Consider the following 22,484-nt stretch of genomic DNA (forward strand, 5'->3'; position numbering starts at 1 on the left):
AAGGTAAGGATGTTATATGGTTTTAAAGGTAATAATTTTTGCCATCAGTTTTAATCTTACCTGCATCAAGCAGGGCACGTATTCTATCCAAACGGTCGGTTTCTGAACCTGTTTTTAAGGCTGGAATCAATTTGTCCAGATCCTGTGCCTCCGTCTGGAGCGAGGTGACAATCTCGAAATCAATGCGATCCTCCAGCACATCCAGATCGTCGGCCTTCTTTTCGGCCAGACAAACATCGCAAACGCCACATTTTTCAGAATTAGGCTCATCAAAGTAGGTCAGCAATTGTACGCTACGGCATTCCTGCTTCACTGCATAGTCCAGTACAGCTTTAATCTGATCTTCCTGAATTTGTTTGCGTTGCTCCAGGTATTTGGCGTCGATATCCATATGATCCTGGTCTACGCGCTCCCGGATGTACTGTAACTGGGGTTGATCCGTTTGCGGCAAATACGACAACAAGCCCAACTCCTCTAAAGTATTCAGCTGCTTTTGCACTTCATTAAAAGAACGTTTAATCCGTTGCGCAATTTCGGCCTCATTAATTTTAACATAACTGTCAAAAGAACCTCCATAAGACCTTAATATAGCTTTTATAAGTGGATCGTAACCAATATTTTCAATCTGAAAACGGTATACATCTTCATGTCCTACCAGGAACATAACCCGGGATTGCAAAAACACGTTTTCAGACAAGGCCACGTAGCCGTTGTATTCCAAAAACTTCAGGGCTCCGATCGTTTTGATCACCCAAAGATTAAACTTTTTACAAAAATCAGCCAGGTCAAAACCAAAAGTGAGGTCAAGCCCCGCACCATAAGCCAATTGAAAATAGCTCCCGAGGTAATGATAGGTCTTTTTTATTTCCGCAACTGTCGGAAAATTATCTGCGTATTTGGCTTTCAAAGCTAATGCATCAGCAGGATTAGCCAGTAAAACGGCGTAAGCTTTAGCCTCGTCCCTGCCCGCGCGACCAGCCTCCTGGTAATAGGCTTCCAGACTTTCAGGCAAATCCAGATGCACCACAAAACGAACATCCGGCTTATCGATTCCCATACCAAAGGCATTGGTCGCTACCATGACCCGAATGCGGTTCCGCTTCCAGTCCTCCTGCTTTCTGAAGCGTTCATTTTTCTCAATACCAGCATGATAAAAATCTGCAGCAATGCGGTTTCTACTTAAAAAAGAGGCCACCTCGGCTGTTTCCCGTCTATTGCGCACATAGACCAGGCCACTACCCTTTACATTGGTGACCACATCGATCAGCTTCTTGTACTTATCTTCCTGTGCCAATACCACATAACTCAGATTTTTGCGGGCAAAACTCTTTACAAAAACCTGGGCATCGGTCATATTCAGTTTCTCCACAATATCTGTACGCACTCGTCCAGTAGCTGTAGCCGTTAAAGCCAGTACCGGAACCTTGGGATGAATCTCTCGGATCTCATTGATCTTCAGGTATGGCGGACGAAAGTCGTAGCCCCATTGGGAAACGCAATGTGCCTCATCGACAGCAATCAAGCAAACATTCATATAAGAAATCCGAACACGCACCAAATCAGACATTAACCGCTCTGGCGAAAGGTATAGAAATTTAATTTTTCCGTAAATGCAATTGTCCAGCAAAATGTCGATCTCCCGCTTTCCCATCCCAGAATAAATCGCCACAGCCTCAATACCTTTGGCTTTCAGGTGCTCTACCTGATCTTTCATCAGAGCAATTAGGGGAGATACCACAATACAAATGCCTTCCATTACCATCGCGGGTACCTGGAAGCATACCGATTTGCCCCCTCCCGTCGGCAAAAGGGCTAAGGTATCCTGTCCGCTTAAAACCGATCTGACAATCTCTTCCTGCATTGGCCTGAAGGCATCAAATCCCCAGTATCGCTTTAATATCTCTGCTTCGTTCATAAAAAGGTTCCGTTCAAAACTATAAAAATGAACTGATATTATTAAATTGCAGCCTAAATTACACCTTCGGCCTTATGAGATTTTTATTTCTACCCCTAATTTTACTTTTCATCGCACCATTTTCTCAGGCACAGGTAAAAAAATGGGAAGTAGATAAATACAAGGGCGTTACGCAAACCTTCACCATCAACACCGATGAAGGTACATGGATGAATCTGGATGTCAGTCCGGATGGCAAAGACATTGTATTCGACCTGCTTGGCGATCTTTACATCATGCCCATTACCGGCGGATCTGCTTTATTGATTAGCGGTGGACCAGCATGGGATATACAACCGCGTTTTAGTCCGAATGGCAGATACATTTCTTATACCAGCGACCAAAGCGGCGCAGATAACATCTGGATCATGAACCGTGACGGCTCCGGTAAAAAACAAATTACCAAAGAAAGTTTCAGGCTTTTAAATAATGCCACCTGGACGCCAAACAGCGAATACCTCATCGCACGTAAACATTTTACAGCTTCCCGCTCTCTGGGCGCGGGCGAACTGTGGATGTACAGCATTTACGGCGGAGATGGTGTTCAATTGACCAAGAGAAAAAATGACCAGCAGGATGCCGGGGAGCCTAATGTGTCGCCAAACGGCAGATACCTTTACTTTAGCGAAGACCTCAGTCCGGGTCCCAACTTTGAATACAGCAAAGATCCTAACGGTTTGATCTATGGCATCAGACAGTTGGATATGACTACCGGAAAATTAACCAATTTAATCGCACAATCCGGCGGTGCAGCCAGACCACAGGTATCGCCAGATGGCAAAATGATGGCGTATGTAAAACGCGTGCGCTTAAAATCCATGTTGTATGTACAAAACCTGGCTACAGGCGAAGAATGGCCGGTATATGAAGATCTCAGTCACGATCAGCAGGAGACCTGGGCCATTTTTGGCGTTTATCCGAATTATGCCTGGACACCAGATGGTAAAAACATCATTTTCTATGCCCGCGGAAAAATCAAGAGACTCAACCTGAGTTCATTATTTACCAATAACATCGATTTCCATGTCACCAGCTCACAGACGGTACAGGAATCGCTTCATTTCCCACAAAAAGTATTCAGCAATGATTTTACCGTAAAAATGATCCGTCAATTGACCACATCCCCTGATGGCAAATTTGTGGTATTCAATGCGGCCGGATTTTTATACAAAAAAGACTTGCCAAATGGCACTCCGGAACGGGTAAGTAAGAATATTGATTTTGAATTTGAACCAAAAATCAGCCCGGATGGCAAATCTGTCATTTATACCACCTGGAGTGACGACCTGAAAGGAGCCATTAAAAAAACAGATTTAAAATCCGGAAAAACCACAGCTCTCACAGATGAGAAAGGCTTTTATTATAGCCCGTCTTTTTCTTCAAAAGGAGATAAAATCATCTTTAGAAAAGGAATTGGCAATGACGTACTTGGCTACGCTTACGGCCGTGGAACAGGGATTTTCACCATGCCTGCAACCGGGGGGCCAAAAACGCTGATTATTGACAACGGCATTAAGCCACAGTTTAATGCCGATGACACCCGTATTTATTTCCAGGGATATGAAAATGGGAAAAAGGCATTTAAAAGCGTGGATTTAAACGGTGGAAACGAAAGAACGCATTACACTTCTACTTACGCGACACAGTTTAACCCAAGTCCGGATGGTAAATGGATGGCCTTTACAGAGCTATTCAATGTATATGTTACGCCAATGGTCACCACCGGTACCGCACTCGACTTATCTGCCGACAACAAAGCCATCCCTTTAAACCGCATTACCAAAGATGGCGGAACTTATTTACACTGGTCTAACGACAGCAACAATTTATATTGGACGCTGGGTGAGCAATATTTCAGCAAATCCGTTAAATCCATCTTCAATCCTACCGATGGCTTCGCCAAAAGCGCAGCTGAGGCGGACAGTACAGGCATTGCGATAGGGTTAAAACTGAAAAGCGATTTACCTGATGGTCTGACCGCACTGAAAGGAGCCCGGATCATTACAATGAATGGCGATGAAGTGATTGAAGAAGGTACCATATTGATTGAAAACAACAAAATTGTATCCATTGGTAAAATGGCAAGTTTGCCCATTCCGGAAAATGCCAGGGTAATTGACGTAACCGGCAAAACCATTATGCCGGGAATGATTGATGTACATGCGCATTTACGCACCAGTCCAGATGGAATTAGTCCGCAACAGGACTGGTCTTACCTTGCTAACCTGGCCTTTGGTGTAACCACCTCTCATGATCCTTCCAGTAACACAGAAATGGTATTCAGTCAGGCCGAAATGATCAAAGCGGGCCGCTTAATCGGTCCGCGATTGTATTCAACAGGTTCCATTTTATATGGCGCAGATGGCGATTTCAAGGTAGTGATCAATAGTCTGGATGATGCCCTGTCCCATTTGCGCAGATTAAAAGCAGTAGGTGCATTTTCTGTAAAATCATACAATCAACCACGGCGTGACCAACGTCAGCAAATTCTGGAAGCAGCCAGACAACTTAAAATGGAGGTTGTACCTGAAGGTGGCTCCACATTTTTCACCAATTTAAATATGATTGCTGATGGTCATACCGGGCTGGAGCATAGCATCCCTGTAGCGCCTGTTTACAAAGATGTAACTACATTTTGGAATAAAACCAATGTGGCCTATACCCCAACACTGATTGTAAGCTATGGCAGCCAATGGGGGGAAAATTATTGGTATGACCGCACCAATGTTTGGGAAAACGAACGGTTGATGAACTTTACACCACGCGCCATCATTGATCCGAGAGCCAGAAGGAGAACCACATCTGAGTATGGTGATTATGGACATATTGAAGTAGCTAAGGCGGCAAAAGCAATTGCCGATGGCGGCACAAAAGTAAACCTGGGTGCCCATGGGCAGATCCAGGGTTTAGGTGCCCATTGGGAACTGTGGATGCTGGCACAGGGGGGCATGACGCCTTTGCAAGCCATCCGTTGTGCTACTTTTAACGGCGCAGCTTATTTGGGGATGAGCAAAGAAATCGGATCATTGGAGGTTGGCAAACTGGCCGATCTGATTGTGATGGATGCTAACCCGCTTGACGACATCCGAAATTCTGAAAAAATCAAATATGTGATGATCAATGGCAGGATTTACGACAGCCTGTCGATGAACGAAATCGGTAATCATGAAAAGATCCGTGGCAAACTTTGGTTTGAATCTGGAAAAGGGATGATATATAGTTTCCCGACCGGTGTACCGGAAACCTGGACCTATAGCATTCCGAACTGCGAATGACCTATTTTACAAGTTTTGCGCAATTACAAAACCTGCTGCCCAGGCCCATTGAAAATTGTAGCCACCAAGCCAGCCGGTCACATCCACACACTCACCGCCAAAATATAAGCCGGGAATAGTTTTACATTCCAGGGTTTTTGACGACAAGTTATTGGTATCAATGCCTCCTCGCATCACTTCCGCTTTGTCATAACCTTTATCACCTGCAGGTTTTACAGCAAACAGGTGTATGGTTTGGTGAATACGTTCCAGTTCAGCTTTAGTTAATGTAGCAACTTGTTTGTCGACAGGTAAAAATTTAGCCATAGCATCGGTAAATTTCTTGGGGTAAATCCGGTTAAATAAAGTCGCCAGCAATAATTTACCATTGTCTCGGCGCTCTGCCTCAATCAAATCAGTGATGTTTTTTCCGGGTAGCAGGTTAATATTAATTGCTGTTCCTGGCCTCCAATAAGAAGAGATCTGCAAAATTGCCGGCCCGCTCAAACCCCAGTGGGTAAACAAGATATTTTCTTCGAAGGAGATTTCGTCATTGCTCACTTCACAGAAAATAGCATTACCCGACAATTGCGTGTACCAGGCTTCATCTTTGCCGGTAATGGTTAAAGGCACCAATGCTGGCGCAGTTTCGACAATGTTCAGGCTATGTTTACGGGCAAAACGCAAAGCAAAGTCAGTCGCACCCATTTTCGGAATGGGCAAGCCGCCGGTCGCAATCACCAGCTTGGGCGCTTTCAGACTTTTGCTTTTACCATTTTTTTCATAGCCAATGGTAAAACCATCCTCCTGCTGCTCGATATCGGTTACATCCGCACCGCAAATGATCTGCTGCCCAAAATCAGCGCAAAGTTCTGTAAATACCGCCACGATATCTCTTGCATTTTTCCCGTCTGGAAAAAGTTGTCCGAGTGTCTTTTCTTTCCCGCTGATGCCATAAGTTTCAAAAAAACTGATGGTATCGGCAACAGTCCATTGGTTAAAAGCCGATTTAATAAAGTGCTTATTATTCGAAATGAATTGTTCATCACTGGCAAAAAGATTGGTATAATTACATCTTCCACCGCCTGAAATCAGGATTTTAGCACCCGGTTTATCACTCTTTTCCAGTAAAATAACCTTTTTACCGAGGTAGCCTGCCTGCACTGCGCACATTAAACCACAAGCTCCCGCACCAATAATTATAGCATCTGCCTCCATCAATCCGTTTATATTGTTATTTTTGTGCAAAATAAGCATAACTTTTTCATATCGATATGGCAAAACAAATAAGTGATTTAAAATTAGGGATATTAGGAGGCGGACAATTGGGCAGAATGCTGATCCAGGAGGCCATCAATTATAACCTGACCACACTGGTTTTAGATCCGGATACTGATGCTCCCTGTAAACATATTGCAAACTATTTTGAATGTGGTTCCATTACTGATTTTGACACGGTTTATAATTTTGGAAAAAAAGCTGACATCATTACCATCGAAATTGAGAAGGTAAATATTGAGGCACTTGAACAACTGGAAAAAGAAGGTAAACAAGTATTTCCACAATCGAGGGTAATCCGTCTGATTCAGGACAAGGGGGTTCAAAAACAATTTTTTAAAGAAAACAACATTCCAACTGCACCTTTTCAATTGGTGAACACCAAGGAAGACATGCGCAACAGCAGTTTCCCTTTCCCTTACATGATTAAACAGCGTAGAGATGGTTATGATGGCAAAGGAGTCATGAAAATTAATAACCTGGCGGAAATAGACCAGGCTTTCGATGCGCCCTGCCTGATTGAAGAACTGGTGGATTTTGAGAAAGAAATTGCCGTAATAGTGACCAGGAACCCTAAAGGCGAGACTAAAACCTTCCCTATGGTAGAGATGGAATTCAATCCGGAAGCCAACCTGGTTGAATTTTTAATTTCCCCTTCTACTTATCCGGAAAGCATACAGCAACGTGCAGAGACGATTGCAGTTAACATTGCCACCTCCTTAAACATTACCGGCATTTTAGCGGTAGAAATGTTTGTGACTCGGAATGGCGATATATTGGTTAATGAACTTGCTCCGCGTCCGCACAACAGTGGTCACCATACCATTGAAGGCAATTACGTATCTCAATTTGAACAGCATTTGCGTGCAATATTCAGTTTGCCGTTGGGTGATACCCGTTCCAGAACCAATGCAGTAATGATCAATCTGCTGGGTGAAAAAGATCACAATGGTGTGGCGAAATACCAGGGATTGGAAAAAATTATGGCGGTTGACGGCGTATATGTGCATTTATATGGTAAAAAATACACCAAACCTTTTCGTAAAATGGGTCACATTACAGTTGTTGACCAAAACCGGGAAAGCGCCATTCAAAAGGCCAATTACATAAAAGAAACATTAAAAGTTATTTCATAAATGAGCGTACAAGTAGGCATCATCATGGGCAGCAAATCGGATCTTCACATCATGAACGATGCTGCCGATATTTTAAAAGAGTTTGGGGTAGAGTTTGAAATGACCGTAGTGTCAGCACACCGTACCCCGGAAAGAATGTTCGAATACGCTAAAAATGCAGCATCAAGAGGCTTGAAGGTAATCATTGCAGGGGCTGGCGGCGCAGCACATTTGCCTGGTATGGTGGCTTCAATCACCACATTGCCGGTAATTGGCGTACCTGTTAAATCAACCAATTCTATTGATGGCTGGGATTCGATATTGTCTATTTTGCAAATGCCAAATGGTATTCCTGTAGCTACAGTGGCTTTAAATGCGGCTAAAAATGCAGGTTTACTCGCTGCACAGATTTTAGGCACTGCAGATGCATCCATTGGTATAAAAATGCAGGCTTATAAAGATGATCTGCGCAAAAAGGTAGAAGAAAGCGCTGCTGATATGTAATTTATTTTATAACGTTCCTCATCCTGAATTTAGTTCCGGGTGAGGAACATTATAAAATTGTTAATTCAAATTTGGGTCACTGGGAAAATTGCTCACATGTGCATATTTCGGTCCCAGATTAATGATTACTTCCCGCCACAGGTTTTCTTCGTTATCCGAAAAAACAACATCGGCATGGTACTGATCTGACACGATCCAGGTATTCTCTTTCATTTCATTTTCCAGTTGTCCGGCAGCCCAGCCAGAATACCCGAGAAAGAACTTGATGTCTTCTGCTTTGATACTTTTATTTTGGATTAAAATCTTTAGCGTTTCAAAGTTACCACCCCAATAAATCCCCTTGCCTATTTCTTCGCCACCATTGAGCTGATCATAACAGCGGTGTATGAAGTGAACGGTATCCGTTTCTACCGGTCCACCGAAGTAAACCGGGAAATCAGCATCGTCACCCATATCCGGGATTAAATCTTTTAGTAATAAAGCGCTGCGATGGTTCAGAATAAAACCCATGGTTCCCTCAGGTTGTTGATCGGTAAGCAACACTACCGCACGTTTAAAGTTTGGATCTAATAAAAATGGTTCGGAAATGAGTAATCTGCCTAAAGCAGGTTGTAACTGGCTTATCATTTTGGAAATTTAAGGATAAAAATAATTAAACTAAAACCTATTTTTGTACATGGATCTCAGCAAACAAGAATTACAGAATTTAAGACAAGATTATAAAGCCGCACAACTGGCCGATCAGGACATTGACTCCAATCCATTTCAACAATTTGGGAAGTGGTTTGATGAGGCGGTAAAGGCACAGTTGTACGAACCGAATGTAATGACCCTGGCTACGGCAGACCGCTTCGGAAAGCCTTCAGCAAGAATTGTTTTATTGAAAGAATTTGACGAGAGTGGTTTTGTATTCTACACCAATTACAACAGTAAAAAAGGTCAGGATCTTGTTGAGAACCCTCAGGCATCACTGGTGTTTTTCTGGGCAGAACTGGAAAGACAGGTACGCATTGATGGACTGGTGACTAAAGTTGACGCTGCGACAAGTGATGCTTACTTCCACTCCCGCCCTATCGGCAGCCAGATTGGGGCTACCGCGTCGCCACAAAGTAGTATATTGGACAGCAGATCATCGTTGGAAGAGAAGGTAGCCGAACTGACAAAAACCTTTGAAGGTAAGGAAATCCCGCGTCCTGAACATTGGGGCGGATACCTGATTGAACCAACCCATATTGAGTTTTGGCAAGGCAGGCCAAGCAGATTACACGATAGATTAAGCTATGACCTTATTGATGGCTCGTGGATTATTAATAGATTAGCGCCGTAAAAAAACTAAATATGAAATTAATTGCAGTAATCGGCTCAGGTACTATGGGCAACGGTATAGCGCACACTTTTGCGCAATTTGGCTACCAGGTCAATCTGGTAGACATCAACAATGAAGCTCTGGAACGTGCATTGGGTACCATCAGCAAAAACCTGGACAGACAAGTGGCTAAAGGTGCAATCAGTGAAACGGACAAAACCAACACGCTTAAGAACATCAATAGTTTTACAGATACAAAAGCGGGTGTTGAGGCTGCCGATCTGGTGGTTGAAGCGGCTACCGAGAACCTGGAATTGAAACTAAAAATATTTAAAGACCTGGATACTTTTGCAAAGCCAGGGGCTATTCTGGCCAGTAATACTTCTTCAATATCCATCACTAAAATCGCTTCAGTAACCAATCGTGGTGACAAAGTGATTGGTATGCATTTTATGAATCCGGTTCCTGTGATGAAGCTGGTGGAAGTGATCAGGGGCTATGCCACCAGCGATGAGACCACAGCTCTGGTGATGGAACTTTCTGGAAAACTGGCTAAAGAACCTGTTGAAGTAAATGACTATCCTGGATTTGTAGCAAACCGGATTTTAATGCCGATGATTAATGAAGCCATATATACTTTATATGAGAACGTTGCCGGTGTTGCAGAAATCGATACCGTGATGAAATTGGGTATGGCACATCCGATGGGCCCATTACAACTGGCCGATTTCATCGGTTTGGATGTATGTCTGGCCATATTGAAAGTATTACACGATGGCTTTGGCAATCCAAAATATGCACCTTGCCCCTTACTGGTCAATATGGTTATTGCAGGCAATAAAGGCATCAAATCCGGTGAAGGTTTTTACAATTATGCCAATGGCCCTAAAGATGCCAAAGTAGCGGCCAAATTCGCCAAATAGATACAATTGCAAGCCTTTTATACTAACTTTACCCCATGAACGAAAATCTGGATCCATCTTCTGAAAGTTTATCGCCTATTGAACGTGATATTGAAAAAGTATTGCGCCCTCAGGCTTTTGACGATTTTACCGGACAGGAGAAGGTGATGGAAAACCTGAAGATCTTTGTTCAGGCAGCAAAACTCAGGGGCGAGCCTTTGGATCACGTCTTGTTACATGGCCCTCCGGGTTTGGGTAAAACTACCCTCTCCTACATCATTGCCAATGAAATGGGTGTGGGGATTAAAGTAACTTCCGGCCCTGTATTGGATAAGCCTGGTGATCTGGCAGGACTATTGACCGGATTAGAAGCTGGCGATATCCTGTTTATTGACGAGATACACCGATTGAGTCCGCTCGTGGAAGAGTATTTGTACTCTGCTATGGAGGATTTTAAAATTGACATTATGCTCGAGAGCGGGCCCAACGCCCGCTCTGTACAAATAGGATTAAATCCTTTTACCCTAGTAGGTGCTACTACCCGCTCAGGTTTGTTGACAGCACCGCTTCGGGCCAGGTTTGGGATCAATTCCAGACTGGCCTATTATGATGCGAAACTCTTAACCACGATTGTATTGAGGTCTTCAGAGATTTTAAAAACACCGATTACCGACGAGGGTGCTTATGAAATTGCTCGCAGAAGTCGTGGTACACCACGTATTGCCAATGCTTTATTGAGGAGAACACGCGATTTTGCGCAGATTAAAGGAACCGGCGAGATTGATACCAATATCGCACGATATGCTTTGAAGGCATTGAATGTAGATGAGCATGGACTGGATGAAATGGACAATAAGATCCTGGTCACAATAATCGATAAGTTCAAGGGCGGTCCGGTCGGTTTAAAAACGATCGCTACAGCAGTAGGCGAAGATGAAGGTACAATTGAAGAAGTTTATGAACCATTCCTGATTCAGGAAGGCTTTTTAATGCGTACTTCCAGAGGACGTGAAGTCACCGAAGCTGCGTATAAACATTTACAAAAGAATTTTCCGGGACAAACAGGAAAATTATTCTAAATTTAGTTAGTCCTAAGGATGAAATAAATTTAGATCAGCTCATGAAAATCATTAACGCCTTAATTTTATCTTGCTTAATCTCAACATCCTGCTTTTGCTTTGCACAAAATGGTAAAAAAGGATATCAAATAGTCGGCGATGTTAAAAATATTCCTTCAAATTGGGTTTATTTAAAATTGATGAAAAGGGATCAGAAAAACAAGCTTTATTGGCCTACTATCGATTCGGCCTGCGTGCTGAATGGAAAATTCAGTTTGCATAGAGATACTATTTTGGCAGATCCAGGCTGGGCATCCAGCATAAGCTACAAAGATTCGACCAGCAAGAAACAAACCCAACTTTACTTCAGAAGTCCTTATTTAAAAAATGGTAAAGCTTCCTCACATGGTAGCTTTATTTTAGAAAATGCGGATATATTCATTGATGGTGATTTAAGAAATAATAAAGATGTATCTATCAAAGGATCAAAAGAAACCGACTTCAGTATGCAGTATGGGCTCATTTATCCACCGTCTATATACATTATTAATAAAAAGATAGATTCGTTAAAAACGATATCAGCAACAGAAAAATTAGCTCTGGCAGAGGCAGAACGCACTGAAATGCTTAAAGACTTTAAAAAGACGTTTAAGCAGATCATTGCTGACAATAGTAATGTATGGATGGCCTTACTTAATACTTATGAATATGCAGATTATTTCAGCCTTGCGGAGTTAGAAGAAATGGCGGCTATTTTCAATAAGGAACTCATGAAAGGGCCAACAGGTCAAAAATTGAGCACCTACATTGCTCAAAGTAAAATCCTCCTTACAGACCAAATCTTTCCGGCCTTTAGTTATGTCGATGCTACAAAAAAGAAATTTAATTTGAATGATGTAAAAGGCAAAAAAGGAACACTGGTCGTTTTCTGGGCCAGCTGGTGCGGGCCATGTCGTGCAGAAATTCCGGAACTCAAAACCTTTTATGCTGAATATAAAAATAAAGGCATAAAGCTACTGAGTATCTCTATAGACCATGATATAGCCGATTGGAAAAAAGCGCTTAATCGCGAACAAATGCCCTGGGTTAATTTATCCAACTTACCTGGTGATTATAAGGAGATTACCTCAAAATATAACATAAAATATATACCTGCAATGTTTCTTCTAGATGGAAATAATAAACTTGTACTGGTGAATCCAAACGATTTCAAACTTGTTAAAGAAAAAGTATCGGATATTGTAAAAGGTGATTGAGCAAACTTTTAAGCCTCTTTTCTGTTTCAAATAAGCTAAATTTGCCAATATGAATATTGAAACCAGAAAACTTACTTTAGAAGATTATGATGATCTCAAGGAATCCATGCAACAGGCATATGATACTTTGGGTGGCCAGATCTGGAGTAAGGTTACGATTGCAAAACTCTTGAAACTATTTCCGGAAGGACAGTTATGCATAGCTGTTGACGAAAAAGTGGTAGCCTGTTCCTTAGCTATCATTGTAGATTACGATGAATATGGTGACAAACATACTTATCAGATGATTACCGGAGCCTATACATTTTCCACCCACGACCCAAATGGAGATACCTTATATGGAATAGAAATCTTTGTTTCACCGGAATACCGTGGGTTGCGTTTAGGCAGGCGACTATACGAAGCACGTAAAGAGCTCTGTGAAAGTTTAAATTTAAAAAGTATCATTGCCGGCGGACGTATTCCAGGTTATCATGAATATGCGGATAAACTGAGTCCAAGGCAATATATTGATAAAGTTAAAGCCAAGGAGCTCTACGATCCTACTCTGACTTTTCAAATATCTAATGACTTCCACGTCAGGAAAGTGCTCAAGAATTATCTTCCCGGCGATCATGAGTCTAAAGAATTTGCTACGCTGATTGAATGGAACAATATCTATTACCAGGGGATCGATGCGTCTGCACGTTCAGCAAAAACCATAAGAATAGGTCTGGTGCAATGGCAAATGCGCTTATTCCCTGATATAGAAGCATTTTATGAACAAGTTGAGTTTTTTGTAGATGCGGTAAGCGGTTACAAATCAGATTTCATCATGTTTCCGGAATTTTTCAATACCCCATTGCTGCAGCCTTATAACCATTTACCAGAAATGGAGGCCATGCGTAAACTTGCGGATCAGACAGCGGAAATTGTTGAACGCATACAAGCTTATGCGCTTTCCTATAACGTAAACATCATATCAGGAAGCATGCCTGTTGTTGAAAACAACAAATTGTACAATGTAACTTACCTATGCCATAGAAGTGGTAAAACCGATGAGTACAGAAAAATCCACATCACCCCGAATGAACAAAAATATTATGGTATGGTTGGCGGTGATAAAATCAAAGTATTTGATACGGATTGTGGTAAAATAGGCATACTGATCTGTTATGATGTCGAGTTCCCCGAGCTGAGCAGAATATTAGCAGATCAAGGCATGCAAATGCTATTTGTACCTTTCCTCACCGATACACAAAACGGCTACACCAGGGTAAGGCATTGCGCGCAGGCAAGAGCGATTGAAAATGAGTGTTACGTAGCGATTGCGGGTTGCGTGGGTAACCTACCTAAGGTAAATAACATGGATATCCAATTCGCACAGTCGGCCGTCTTTACCCCTTCCGACTTTGCTTTCCCGACCAATGCGGTAAAAGCGGAAACTACTCCAAATACTGAAATGATGCTGGTTGTTGATGTAGATCTCCACCTCCTGGATGAACTTCACCATTTCGGAACTGTCAAAATATTAAAAGACAGGCGTAAAGACCTGTACGAAGTGAAACTACTGAAATAGCGCTTCGCTAAAAAACATAAAGGGGGCAATTAAATGCCCCCTTTGCTATTGTGTTATTTGCGGAATACAAACCAATAGATCAGCAGTGCAATGACCAATACTGGAATTAACCACTTCATGACGGGCCCAGCACCACGATCGTTATATTCTTCAACCGCCTGAGGTGATGGCCCCGGATCATTTTCATGCTCTGCATAATCATGCTCAATCGGTTTGTGCGGTTGGTTTGGATCTTCTGTATGTTTCGATTCTGTATTTTCCATGGTTGTAATTTTTAGGTGCACTTTAATAACAACGCGCAATCTAAATGGTTTTCCGACACAAAGCTTATCTTTGTACCCAATGTATAACAATGCCGCGAAATACAGTGAGTTGATTAAAGCAGAAGCCATCAGACTAGGCTTTATGCAATGCGGTATTGCCAAGGCAGACTTTCTGGAAGAAGAAGCGCCGAGATTGGAAAAATGGCTCAAACAGGAACGTCACGGTCAAATGGGCTATATGGAAAATCATTTTGACAAAAGGCTGGATCCGAGGCTCTTGGTAGAAGGGGCCAGATCCGTCATTTCCTTAAGTCTCAATTATTTTCCTGAACAGAAACAAACAGATCCCAATGCACCTAAGATTTCTAAATATGCTTATGGCACGGATTACCACCAGGTAATCAAAGACAAACTCTTTGAATTACTCAACTTTATAAAATCAGAAATTGGTGAGGTGGCTGGCCGGGCATTTGTTGACTCTGCTCCGGTGCTGGACCGCGCCTGGGCCAAACGTTCCGGCATTGGCTGGATTGGTAAGAACAGCAACCTGATCAATAAAAAAAGTGGTTCCTTCTTTTTCCTTGCGGAGCTGATCATCGATCTGGAACTCTCATATGACCTGCCCTTTGCCACTGATCATTGCGGAACCTGTACGAAATGTATTGATGCCTGCCCCACTGAGGCCATCATCTCTCCGTATGTCATTGATGCAAAGAAATGCATTTCGTATCTGACCATAGAATTGCGTGAAGAAATTGATACCGGATTTAAAGATAAAATGCAAAACTGGATATTTGGCTGCGACATCTGTCAGGATGTGTGCCCATGGAACCGCTTTTCAGCACCACATACCGAACCTGCTTTCCAGCCCAATGCGCAATTGCTTCAAATGAAGAAAGAAGATTGGTTAGACATCACGGAAGATGTATTTAAAACCATTTTTAAGAATTCAGCGGTGAAAAGAACTAAATTTAAGGGTTTAACCCGTAATATTGATTTTCTTAAAACCAGTTAGCTTCATCTGACATTGAAGACATTATCCGACAGATCTTTGTCGGGGATCAATGCCGACCCCAGACTGACACGTTTCAATTTTTTAGTTCCTGGAGCATCAATCTGTACAAAATGACTGGCATGTTCCCAGATTCCAATGTTCCGGTTTATATTTTCGGTTGAACCGTCCTCATATTCAAGCGCCAAAACCACGGGCATTGGTCTTTTGCTTTTATTTTCGACCTGAATACTGTAACCCCCCGTATTTTTAACCACATTACTGATCCCCATATCGGTTGCACCATCTTCAAAGAACCAGCGCTTCCAAAACCAGTTCAGATTTTTCCCTGAGCCTTCGTTCATACTATTAAAGAAGTCGTAAGGCATCGGGTGTTTACCCTGCCATTGTGTGATATAATGGTGCAGTGCCTTAGTAAATAAAGGTTTACCCAAATAATCCATAACAAATAAATAGCCCAGTCCGGGCTTTGGATAATTATTGGTCATGGTGATTCCACGTGGCAAATCGGGGGTTAAAGTCATGATCGGCAGGTCTTCCTCCGTGCCGGAAATCTGGGCAGTCTCATTCAGGCCGAAAGTATCGGTAATGGTGCTGTCGATCATTGGGCTCAATAACCACTCACCTATCGTGGCCCAGCCCTCGTCCATCCAGGCATATTTGGTTTCATTCGTACCCATGTAAAAAGGAAACATGGTGTGAAAAATCTCATGAACCGTTAAATAAATAGCGTCCTCCCGCTTTTCCACAGGATTATCATTTACCATCATTGGATATTCCATCTGGTCAAGCCCGTCAAATACCGTTTCATGAGGATATGGGAATGGCCATTTCGGAAAATGATGACTCATCAGATGCACTGTTTTTTTACTGAAGTCGATCACTTCATAATAATCTTGATGGATGGGATTAAAAGCGGCATCTACCCGTGTTCTACGCCCGGTTAGTGAGTCGACCACCACACTGCTGGATTTCCATAAATAATGGTTACTCGTTGCAAATACAAAATCAGTTACATTTCGGGCATCAAACTTAAAAGTATTGTATTCATGATCCGAAGTAGCTGTCTTATTTTGAAGATCAAGTGCTGAAATGACATCTACAACTTCATCGCTTCCTTCTGCTTGTTTAATCTGGGCAGCGACATCCGGGTTCAGCACCTCTTTTGTGTTTAACAAATCACCCGTGGCCCAGATCACATAACCTTTAGGTACGGTAATGGCAGCTTTAAAATTACAAAAGTCGTTGTAAAACTCCTCTTCTCCGGTATATGGATATTTATTCCAACCATCCAAATCATCATAAACTGCGATTCTTGGGAAGAAGTAAGCAATAAAATGCGCACTGTCATTCACCTGACCAGTGCGCATATGAGATCCTTTATTTAAGATATAACTGTAATTCAGTTTTATTTTCAGACTTTTTCCTGGGAGTAAGGCCGGAATCTCCAGGTGCATATTGGTACCGTCCATTACGAACCTCGACTCGCTTACAGCTTTCCCATTCAGTTGCATGGCCGAAATTTTAACGCCATCACCCTGGTCTGCATTGGCAATCCGTGTTTTAACCGGCACGCCTTTTTTATAAAGATTTGGATACAACTTAAACCAAAGTTGCTGGAGTGTATCCGGACTGTTGTTTAAGTAAACCACATCTGCTGTACCGTCCAAAAGGCGCGTTTCAGGATTAAAACTTACTTTCAGTGCATAATCTGCCGTATTTTGCCAGTATTTAGCACCTGGTTTACCACTGCTGCTCCGGGTTCCACGGGTATAAGCAGATTGGATCTTTGCAGGTATCGGCAATTGATTCTGCTGGGCGAATGCAGTGGCAGATAGCATTAAAAGTAATGCACCTACAACAGTTTTCTTCATCATCAGGAATTGGTTTACTTTCCGAACTTCATTTTCAGTTGCTCCAGCATATCATTGGTCACTTCCACAGCTGGTTTTTCTTTTCTAACCGGTGCCTGGGCCTGAGGTCTTGCCGAAGCGGCTGCAGGATTTGGCCTGCTTTGCATATTTTGCTGCTGCTGCTGTTGTTGCTTTTCCTGTTTCAGCGCCTCTTTTTTCTTATTCCAACGTGACCAGATTTCGTCCAGTTTCTTCTTGGTATATAAAGGAAAATCTCCCTGTTTCATCCAGGCATAATAACTCGGTTCAATGTCAAATACATGTTCAACGGTCTTGCCTTTGTGTTTACCAAAATTGAAAATCTCCTCCTCATTTTCGTTAAATACCATTCTGCCAGCAAAATCAACCGGTTTATTCATATTGGTAAAAGCATGAAGGGCTTCTACATTATTCTGAACAGGCTTCGAGATATTTCCTTGTTTGTCTTCAAACTCGGTATCCTGATAACGCTCAATCTGAGCCAGCAATACGTGATAAGTTGCGGTAATGTCAGCCTCGGCAGAGTGCGCATTGATGATGTCTTTATTGCAATAGAACTTATAAGCCGCACGTAAAGTACGTTGTTCCATTTGATGAAATACATTCTGTACATCAACAAACTTTCGGTCGGACATGTCGAAATCGATACCTGCTTTTAAGAATTCCTCCAGCAATACAGGGATGTCGAAACGGTTGGAATTGTAACCGGCTAAATCTGCATCACCAATAAATTCGGCAAGTTCTGCTGCAGCTTGTTTAAAGGTAGGTGCATCGGCAATGTCTTTATCGTAAATTCCATGAATCAAAGAAGATTGCAATGGAATGGGCATTTCAGGATTGATACGCATGGTTTTGATCAGTTCGGATCCGTCAGGCATGGCCTTCAGTACTGCAATTTCAACAATACGGTCAGAACCAACATTAACTCCGGTAGTTTCCAGATCAAAAAAAGCGAGTGGGCGATTTAAATGTAATTTCATTTTTAACTATTTGTAGCTTTTCAAAAGTCGTAAAAATCATCCAGTAATCCTTAACTTATTTGATCAGCCATTGATTTACGCTACAATTTTTTACAATGTGCTTTCAAATGTACTGAACTAGCTATATCTTGCGTGAAGATTAAACGCTCGGCGATGAAATACTTTTTTTTCTTCTTCACACTCTGCCTGCCGGCATTGAGCTTTGCCCAGGATTTTGAATATGGCAAAGTTGGTATGAAAGATGTCAACCTTCAAAATAAGGCCATAGACAGCAATGCAAATGCAGTTGTCATCAGGGAATTTGGAACTGCAGCTATTGGTGTAGATGACGACAGGGGAAAACTCTACATTGATTTCCAATACCACGTCCGCATTAAAATTTTCAACAAAAATGGCTTTAACCAGGCCAATATCGTGATCCCTTTAAGAAAGTATGGAGATGACGAGGATATGATCAGTGATTTGCAGGCCAGCACCATCAATTATATTGACGGCGTATTGACCAGGACTGAACTGGATAGGAAAAAGCTGTTCAATGAACGTAAAAACAAATACGTATCCCTGACTAAATTTACAATGGGAAACCTGAAGGAAGGCAGTATTATTGAGTACAGCTATCGTTTAAGATCTCCAAGTATTTTCAATTTCAGAACCTGGGAATTCCAATCTGACCTACCAAAAATGCACAGCGAGTTCATTGCCGTGATTCCGGCATTATACAATTACAATGTGTCGCTAAGGGGTGTTCAGAAACTAACTTCTCAAAATGCCGAGTTGTATAAAGATTGTTTGCGCATAGCCGGCAGGCCATTTGACTGTTCAAAGATGACTTACATCATGGACAATGTTCCTGCATTCATCGAAGAAGATTACATGACTGCACCAAGCAACTTTAAATCAGCAATTAACTTCGAACTTTCTGACTACGTCATGATCAATGGAGGCAAAAGGAGCATTACGAAGGAATGGAAAGACGTAGATTACGAATTGATTTCAGATAAATCATTTGGTACGCAAATGAAAAAGAAAGATGTTTTTACGGCTTTATTACCAGAAATCATAAAAAGTGAAACAGATCCATTGGCCAAGGCAAAAGCAATATACCATTATATCCAGGGAAATATTAAATTCAATGGATTTTACGGCCTGTATAGTGAAAATGGAATTAAGAAGGCAATGGAAATACACTCCGGAAATATAGGTGACATTAACCTGGCCTTAATTGCGGCACTCGGGGCGGCCGGATTGGATGCAGAGGCCTTGATTTTATCTACCAGGGCGAATGGAACAGTCAACACCCTCTTCCCCATCATCAGTGATTTCAATTATGTGGTTACCAAACTGAATATTGGTGATCAGGTATATCTTCTTGACGGTTCTGATCCGCTGATGCCCTTTGGTTTATTGCCTTTACATTGCATCAATGGTCAGGGACGGGTAATCAATGTAAAAAAACCCTCCTATTGGTACACCATTGTGGCTAGTCAGCGACAGAGCAACCGCTATGTATTGGGCGGAGAATTGGGCATAGATGGAAAGATAAAAGGAGAATTGACCATCTATTCACAGGGCTATGCCGCTTACGACAAAAGGAGAAAAATACATGCTGCAACTTCTGTAGAAGATTACGTGGAAAAATTGGATGAGCAAATGAATGGTACCAGTATATTGCAACACAGGATCAATAATTTGGATAGCCTGGATTATGCATTAGGAGAAATATATAACGTTGAAATAATGGCATTTAAAAACATGGATGCTGATCCTGCATATTTTAATCCATTTTTTATAGACCGGACTATAAAAAACCCATTCAATCTCAACGACCGCACGTATCCGGTTGACCTGGGTGCATCAACTGAAAGCAGAGTTACCATTTCATTGAAATTACCAGATAACTATACCCTTGCAGACCAACCAAAAGATGTCAACTTAGCGCTTCCTGACGGTGGTGGCAGATACCTTTGTAATACGCAGTTGAACGATCATACACTGGTTTTCAATCAGCTACTTCAATTTAACAAATCGGTCTATAGCCCGGATGAATACCTCACTCTTAAAGAATTCTATAGCCGGATCATCCAATCGCAAAAAACGGACATTGTATTAAAAAAAATAAAATGAAAACGTTCATAGTAATTTTATTGACAACATTTATCATGCTGCAAACCCAGCAGATTTCAGCCCAGGAGATTTACCCTTTCGCTTCGATACCTGCTGAATTGAAAAACCGGGCAAATACAGTAATCCGGGAAATGAATACCGCAGTGACGATGCACTCGAACGACAATGTTACAATGGCGGTAAAAATGGCGATTACAGTCCTTAATAAAACCGGAGAAGATAAAGCTGGCTTAGCACTTTATTACAATAAGAATACGGTAATCAAATCTGTTAAAGGTGTGGTTTTAGATGCTGTTGGTAAGCTGGTGTCTAAGTTTAACCAAGGTAATTTTGATGATATGAGCGCCGTGAGTGATTTTTCATTGTTTGAAGATGACCGGGTAAAACGGTTTATGCCAAGTTCTGTTAACTATCCTTATACAGTGGTTTACGAATATGAAATCAGGTTTAAGCAAAATATGTTCGTTCCGGCCTGGCACCCGACTCCTTATCCTGATCAATCTGTGGAAAGCAGCAGCTATACTTTTAGCTGCAAGCCTGGAGATGCCATCAGGGTTAAAGTAACCAATTACCAGGGACAACCTGAAATCAGCGAAGGCAAAGAGTTTAAAAGCCAGACCTGGAGGATAAAAAACTGTCTGGCTTTTAAACCAGAGCCCTACGCACCTAATCCGGAGACCTATCTGACTTGCGTTAAAATTGCACCGGTAAATTTCAACTATTATGGTTACAAAGGAAGTTATAACAATTGGGAGGAGCTTGGTAAATGGATTTATACTGACCTTGTGAAAAGCAGGCAGGTGCTGACGCCTGAAATTGAGGAGGAAATGAGGACTTTAGTGCTGGGAATCAGCAATGATAAAGAAAAGGCGAGAAAAATATACGACTATGTACAACAGAAAACCAGATACATCAGCGTCCAGGTTGGAATTGGTGGCCATCAGCCCATGCCCGCAACAGAAGTACAGCGTTTGTCTTATGGCGATTGTAAAGCCCTGGTTAACTACACGCAAAGTTTGTTAAAAGCTGTAAACATCCCTTCCTATTATTGTGTAGTGAACGCCGGTAATCTAAAAAAAAACATGGATCCGGATTTTGCAAGTATGGATCAGGGTAATCACATTATCCTATGTCTGCCTTTGAAAAATGACACCACCTGGCTGGAATGTACCGACCAGCAAATACCATTTGGCTTTTTAGGGAGCTTTACCGACGACCGGGTGGTGCTGGCTTGTACAGAAGCTGGCGGTAAATTGCTGAGAACTCCAATACTTAGCCCGGAAATGAATCTGTTGAAACGTAAAGCGATATTGGAGCTGAGCGATGACGGGAATATTTCAGGAAAGCTGGAAACCCGGTTTAGTGGTTCGCAATACGACAATTACAGCAGCCTCATCAATGAGCCCTTAAAAGAGCAGCTGAAACAATTGAAAACAGAATATGATATTGACAATATTGATTTCAGCAATCTGAAACTAAGCCAGGACAAAAGCGATGCACCAATAACGCTGGAGTCTTTAGACCTGACTATAGCAAATTATGCACCGAAAAGTGCCAATCATATTTACCTGGTGCTAAACCTGTTCAATAAGGTAAGAAGTATACCCGAAAGCAGGACTAGAACTTTACCGTTATACATCAACCGGGGGTATACCGATGAAGATGAGTTGAGTTTCAAACTTCCCCCGGGCATGGAACAACAGATTAGTCCAAAAACCTTTCTGATCAACAGCGCCTTTGGTTCTTACCAGGTTACAGCTCAAAAACAGGATGGAAAATTGCTATACAAAAGGAAATTTGTTTTGAACAGCGGTACCTACCCGGCAACGCAATACAAAGATTTCGTAACTTTCATGAGCGATATAAGCTCGGCGGACCAGATCAAGTTTGTATTTAAAACAGACCTAACTAAGGATTAACAAGCCAATAGCAATACCAATTACCATGATCAGATACATCAGAATTTCTGTAGTGGCAAACTTCTTATATTTGGTCCAGAATGAAATGTCGTGTTTCGTTTTGGCCATC

At 42.0% G+C, this 22,484-nt stretch carries 18 protein-coding genes; 11 read left to right on the forward strand and 7 right to left on the reverse strand.

The features are described from left to right. Window positions 1–22: 22 nt before the first annotated feature. Window positions 23–1,915: an ATP-dependent DNA helicase RecQ gene (locus tag IM797_RS02235; protein ID WP_194125460.1), complete on the reverse strand. Its 1,893-nt coding sequence runs from the start codon at window positions 1,913–1,915 to the stop codon at window positions 23–25. A gap of 74 nt (window positions 1,916–1,989) precedes the next feature. Here IM797_RS02235 and IM797_RS02240 point away from each other — a divergent pair, with 74 nt between their 5' ends. Beyond that, the gene (locus IM797_RS02240) at window positions 1,990–5,229 is read left to right on the forward strand and encodes an amidohydrolase family protein (RefSeq protein ID WP_194125461.1); all 3,240 of its coding nucleotides are present in this window, start codon (window positions 1,990–1,992) and stop codon (window positions 5,227–5,229) included. Between the two features lie 6 nt (window positions 5,230–5,235). Here IM797_RS02240 and IM797_RS02245 read toward each other — a convergent pair whose 3' ends face one another. Further along, window positions 5,236–6,465: an aminoacetone oxidase family FAD-binding enzyme gene (locus IM797_RS02245; protein WP_228098679.1), complete on the reverse strand. Its 1,230-nt coding sequence runs from the start codon at window positions 6,463–6,465 to the stop codon at window positions 5,236–5,238. Between the two features lie 17 nt (window positions 6,466–6,482). Here IM797_RS02245 and IM797_RS02250 point away from each other — a divergent pair, with 17 nt between their 5' ends. Further along, a complete protein-coding gene (locus IM797_RS02250; protein WP_194125462.1) occupies window positions 6,483–7,622 on the forward strand; it encodes a 5-(carboxyamino)imidazole ribonucleotide synthase in 1,140 nt (379 codons plus the stop codon). Further along, the gene (purE, locus tag IM797_RS02255; protein ID WP_194125463.1) at window positions 7,623–8,105 is read left to right on the forward strand and encodes a 5-(carboxyamino)imidazole ribonucleotide mutase; all 483 of its coding nucleotides are present in this window, start codon (window positions 7,623–7,625) and stop codon (window positions 8,103–8,105) included. A 60-nt stretch (window positions 8,106–8,165) separates the two neighbouring features. Here the strand turns inward: purE and IM797_RS02260 are convergent, their stop codons facing one another. After that, the gene (locus IM797_RS02260) at window positions 8,166–8,732 is read right to left on the reverse strand and encodes a YqgE/AlgH family protein (protein WP_194125464.1); all 567 of its coding nucleotides are present in this window, start codon (window positions 8,730–8,732) and stop codon (window positions 8,166–8,168) included. A 49-nt stretch (window positions 8,733–8,781) separates the two neighbouring features. Between IM797_RS02260 and pdxH the strand changes: the two genes are divergently transcribed. From pdxH to IM797_RS02285, 5 genes are all read left to right on the forward strand, one after another. Beyond that, entirely contained in the window at window positions 8,782–9,432 is a 651-nt protein-coding gene (gene pdxH, locus IM797_RS02265; RefSeq protein ID WP_194125465.1) for a pyridoxamine 5'-phosphate oxidase, read from the forward strand. 11 nt (window positions 9,433–9,443) lie between these two features. Next, window positions 9,444–10,334: a 3-hydroxybutyryl-CoA dehydrogenase gene (locus IM797_RS02270; protein ID WP_194125466.1), complete on the forward strand. Its 891-nt coding sequence runs from the start codon at window positions 9,444–9,446 to the stop codon at window positions 10,332–10,334. Window positions 10,335–10,369: 35 nt separating this feature from the next. Further along, complete coding sequence (gene ruvB, locus IM797_RS02275) at window positions 10,370–11,392, forward strand: Holliday junction branch migration DNA helicase RuvB (RefSeq protein ID WP_194125467.1); 1,023 nt, start codon at window positions 10,370–10,372, stop codon at window positions 11,390–11,392. 179 nt (window positions 11,393–11,571) lie between these two features. Continuing rightward, window positions 11,572–12,627 carry a TlpA disulfide reductase family protein gene (locus IM797_RS02280; protein WP_194125468.1) on the forward strand — a complete coding sequence of 352 codons (1,056 nt, stop codon included), beginning with the start codon at window positions 11,572–11,574 and terminating at the stop codon, window positions 12,625–12,627. A gap of 49 nt (window positions 12,628–12,676) precedes the next feature. Further along, window positions 12,677–14,185, forward strand: coding sequence for a carbon-nitrogen hydrolase family protein (locus tag IM797_RS02285; protein WP_194125469.1), 1,509 nt, complete (start codon window positions 12,677–12,679; stop codon window positions 14,183–14,185). A gap of 53 nt (window positions 14,186–14,238) precedes the next feature. Here the strand turns inward: IM797_RS02285 and IM797_RS02290 are convergent, their stop codons facing one another. After that, window positions 14,239–14,448, reverse strand: a complete 210-nt coding sequence (locus IM797_RS02290) for a hypothetical protein (RefSeq protein WP_194125470.1) — start codon at window positions 14,446–14,448, stop codon at window positions 14,239–14,241. Window positions 14,449–14,527: 79 nt separating this feature from the next. Here IM797_RS02290 and queG point away from each other — a divergent pair, with 79 nt between their 5' ends. After that, on the forward strand, window positions 14,528–15,463 hold the full coding sequence (gene queG, locus IM797_RS02295; protein WP_194125471.1) for a tRNA epoxyqueuosine(34) reductase QueG: 936 nt from the start codon (window positions 14,528–14,530) through the stop codon (window positions 15,461–15,463). A 2-nt stretch (window positions 15,464–15,465) separates the two neighbouring features. On the opposite strand, the gene IM797_RS02300 is transcribed toward queG, so the two are convergent. Both IM797_RS02300 and IM797_RS02305 read right to left on the reverse strand, forming a co-directional pair. Beyond that, the gene (locus tag IM797_RS02300; protein WP_228098680.1) at window positions 15,466–17,337 is read right to left on the reverse strand and encodes a M1 family metallopeptidase; all 1,872 of its coding nucleotides are present in this window, start codon (window positions 17,335–17,337) and stop codon (window positions 15,466–15,468) included. Between the two features lie 11 nt (window positions 17,338–17,348). Further along, window positions 17,349–18,332: a 3'-5' exonuclease gene (locus IM797_RS02305; RefSeq protein ID WP_194125472.1), complete on the reverse strand. Its 984-nt coding sequence runs from the start codon at window positions 18,330–18,332 to the stop codon at window positions 17,349–17,351. Window positions 18,333–18,485: 153 nt separating this feature from the next. Between IM797_RS02305 and IM797_RS02310 the strand changes: the two genes are divergently transcribed. Continuing rightward, complete coding sequence (locus IM797_RS02310; RefSeq protein WP_194125473.1) at window positions 18,486–20,456, forward strand: DUF3857 domain-containing protein; 1,971 nt, start codon at window positions 18,486–18,488, stop codon at window positions 20,454–20,456. Continuing rightward, window positions 20,453–22,375 (forward strand): DUF3857 domain-containing protein, encoded by a 1,923-nt coding sequence (locus IM797_RS02315; protein WP_194125474.1) that lies wholly within the window; start codon window positions 20,453–20,455, stop codon window positions 22,373–22,375. Before IM797_RS02310 ends, IM797_RS02315 begins: the two co-directional genes overlap by 4 nt. Here IM797_RS02315 and IM797_RS28495 read toward each other — a convergent pair. Continuing rightward, window positions 22,361–22,483 carry a hypothetical protein gene (locus tag IM797_RS28495; protein WP_255526728.1) on the reverse strand — a complete coding sequence of 41 codons (123 nt, stop codon included), beginning with the start codon at window positions 22,481–22,483 and terminating at the stop codon, window positions 22,361–22,363. The two genes, IM797_RS02315 and IM797_RS28495, sit on opposite strands and share 15 nt — an antisense overlap. Between the last annotated feature and the right edge of the window lies 1 nt (window position 22,484).

It is taken from the genome of Pedobacter sp. MC2016-24 (genome assembly GCF_015223055.1).
GTDB lineage: Bacteria > Bacteroidota > Bacteroidia > Sphingobacteriales > Sphingobacteriaceae > Pedobacter.

What these genes read in the sequence shown, in the direction of transcription:
- IM797_RS02235 (WP_194125460.1), bottom strand. Translation starts at nt 1,915, where the DNA reads ATGAACGAAGCAGAGATATTAAAGCGATACTGGGGATTTGATGCCTTC.
- IM797_RS02240 (WP_194125461.1), top strand. Translation starts at nt 1,990, where the DNA reads ATGAGATTTTTATTTCTACCCCTAATTTTACTTTTCATCGCACCATTT.
- IM797_RS02245 (WP_228098679.1), bottom strand. Translation starts at nt 6,465, where the DNA reads ATGCTTATTTTGCACAAAAATAACAATATAAACGGATTGATGGAGGCA.
- IM797_RS02250 (WP_194125462.1), top strand. Translation starts at nt 6,483, where the DNA reads ATGGCAAAACAAATAAGTGATTTAAAATTAGGGATATTAGGAGGCGGA.
- purE (WP_194125463.1), top strand. Translation starts at nt 7,623, where the DNA reads ATGAGCGTACAAGTAGGCATCATCATGGGCAGCAAATCGGATCTTCAC.
- IM797_RS02260 (WP_194125464.1), bottom strand. Translation starts at nt 8,732, where the DNA reads ATGATAAGCCAGTTACAACCTGCTTTAGGCAGATTACTCATTTCCGAA.
- pdxH (WP_194125465.1), top strand. Translation starts at nt 8,782, where the DNA reads ATGGATCTCAGCAAACAAGAATTACAGAATTTAAGACAAGATTATAAA.
- IM797_RS02270 (WP_194125466.1), top strand. Translation starts at nt 9,444, where the DNA reads ATGAAATTAATTGCAGTAATCGGCTCAGGTACTATGGGCAACGGTATA.
- ruvB (WP_194125467.1), top strand. Translation starts at nt 10,370, where the DNA reads ATGAACGAAAATCTGGATCCATCTTCTGAAAGTTTATCGCCTATTGAA.
- IM797_RS02280 (WP_194125468.1), top strand. Translation starts at nt 11,572, where the DNA reads ATGAAAAGGGATCAGAAAAACAAGCTTTATTGGCCTACTATCGATTCG.
- IM797_RS02285 (WP_194125469.1), top strand. Translation starts at nt 12,677, where the DNA reads ATGAATATTGAAACCAGAAAACTTACTTTAGAAGATTATGATGATCTC.
- IM797_RS02290 (WP_194125470.1), bottom strand. Translation starts at nt 14,448, where the DNA reads ATGGAAAATACAGAATCGAAACATACAGAAGATCCAAACCAACCGCAC.
- queG (WP_194125471.1), top strand. Translation starts at nt 14,528, where the DNA reads ATGTATAACAATGCCGCGAAATACAGTGAGTTGATTAAAGCAGAAGCC.
- IM797_RS02300 (WP_228098680.1), bottom strand. Translation starts at nt 17,337, where the DNA reads ATGATGAAGAAAACTGTTGTAGGTGCATTACTTTTAATGCTATCTGCC.
- IM797_RS02305 (WP_194125472.1), bottom strand. Translation starts at nt 18,332, where the DNA reads ATGAAATTACATTTAAATCGCCCACTCGCTTTTTTTGATCTGGAAACT.
- IM797_RS02310 (WP_194125473.1), top strand. Translation starts at nt 18,486, where the DNA reads ATGAAATACTTTTTTTTCTTCTTCACACTCTGCCTGCCGGCATTGAGC.
- IM797_RS02315 (WP_194125474.1), top strand. Translation starts at nt 20,453, where the DNA reads ATGAAAACGTTCATAGTAATTTTATTGACAACATTTATCATGCTGCAA.
- IM797_RS28495 (WP_255526728.1), bottom strand. Translation starts at nt 22,483, where the DNA reads ATGGCCAAAACGAAACACGACATTTCATTCTGGACCAAATATAAGAAG.